The organism is Cupriavidus neocaledonicus (assembly GCF_000372525.1).
GTDB classification, from domain to species: Bacteria; Pseudomonadota; Gammaproteobacteria; order Burkholderiales; family Burkholderiaceae; genus Cupriavidus; species Cupriavidus neocaledonicus.
The window spans coordinates 1-1,544 of the sequence record NZ_AQUR01000008.1 but is presented as its reverse complement, the minus strand read 5'-3'; the positions used below and the strand labels follow the sequence as shown (position 1 = coordinate 1,544).

General features: G+C 60.4%; 1 protein-coding gene. It reads right to left on the bottom strand.

Features of this window, described 5'->3' with window-relative positions; all coding sequences use genetic code 11:
* Nucleotides 1–284 precede the first annotated feature (284 nt).
* The gene (locus tag A3AG_RS0100060) at nt 285–1,415 is read right to left on the bottom strand and encodes an IS110 family RNA-guided transposase (RefSeq protein WP_026163845.1); all 1,131 of its coding nucleotides are present in this window, start codon (nt 1,413–1,415) and stop codon (nt 285–287) included.
* Nucleotides 1,416–1,544 lie beyond the last annotated feature (129 nt).

The following is a 1,544-nucleotide window of genomic DNA, read 5'->3' as shown; positions in this document are numbered from 1 at the left end:
GATATGACTTTCCGTGTCAATCGGAATGTGTGGTTTGCAGTGGTTTCATACGCGAATGAATTCCCTGAGGGCGGCGTAACAGTAAATCTCGACGGTGGATCATCCTGATATCCGCGGGTTGGATACCGCATTACAGTGGACCGTCTCATGAGCCTGCCGCATTCTTAAGCCGCAAGTCGGGTGATGCCCGTTGCGGGATTGTGCCGCGGGTTACTCGAATAGCCGGGCTACGCCGCCTTCAGGAAACTCGTGGGTTAGGGGGTGTTCGCCGTGGTGCTTCGCAATCAGGTTGCCTCCGTGCGACAAGGTAACGCGAGCGACATCGCCAGGCGCCCGATGTCCCAGATGAAACCCGACAGTTCACGGGCGACGGCCACGACCGTGGTATTGGCATTCTTGCCACGCGCGGTCAGCCTCCGGTATCGGCGACATAGTCGAATCTGCGCGTCCCAGGCGCGATCGATGATGGACTTGGGAATGCCTTCATGCCGACGCTGGATGTCGGCGCTTACGCGTGCCGGGTGCCGGTAGCTCCAAGCCGCTTCCACGAGCAACTTTCTTGCATAGCTGTTGCCGGTCTTGGTGATGCTGCCCTGCCGTCGCTTGTCGCCCGATGAGTGTTCCGACGGGGTCACGCCGAGCCACGCCATCAATTGACGCGGATGGCCAAAGCGCGACAGATCTCCGAGTTCGGCGAGCATTCCAACGGCCGTGGTGAACTGCACACCGCGCATGGCCTGCAGGCCCAGGACGGCCGGATAGAACCGCCACATTGTCACTGCCTCGCGCAAGGCGGCTTCAACACGCTGGCATTGTGCGAGCCGATCCTCGATCGTGCGGCGAAGTTCCTCAAAAGCGAATTGTTGCCATTCGCTACCGAACGCATACTGGCTCACCCAGCGTCGGTGGGCAGGTCCCCAGTCGGCGTGACCGGCATAGCGTACATCGTGTGCGAGCAGGAACGACTTGAGCCGCTGCCGCGCCTGCCTCAAATCGTCTTTGGCCGTCATCCATGCACGGGCGAGATCGCGAAATGCCTCGTCCTCGACGGTCGGCACGTACACCGCTGACAGGTCCCCGGCCCGTAGGGACCGCACAAGCTTGACTGCATCGCGCCGATCCGTCTTGACGCGTTCGCCGGGCTTTCTGGGAATCAAGGACGGTGCACATACCATGCAATCGAATCCCTTCTGGACCAATTGCCGGTAAAGGCCATAGCCACATGGCCCTGCCTCGTAGACGACGCATACGTGTCGCGCTTTCGATTGAAGACGCTTGCAAAGGCGATCGAGATCCGTCTTCGTCGTACCGATTTTGCCGGGTAGTTCGACCTCGCCTGCGCCAAGCGCATAGGCGACTGTGATCGAGTCCTTGTGAACGTCCAGGCCGACGTACAGCGTGCTATCGTGTTCCATGCTGGCCTCCGTGCGGGAAATGGCCGGGTGTGGCACTGTCCACACCATGCGGCTCTGGCAGCAATGCTAATCCGCGTTTGATTCCTCACGGCGGGCCAGCCTCTGCCTCACGGAAAGTCATAGTGTCTT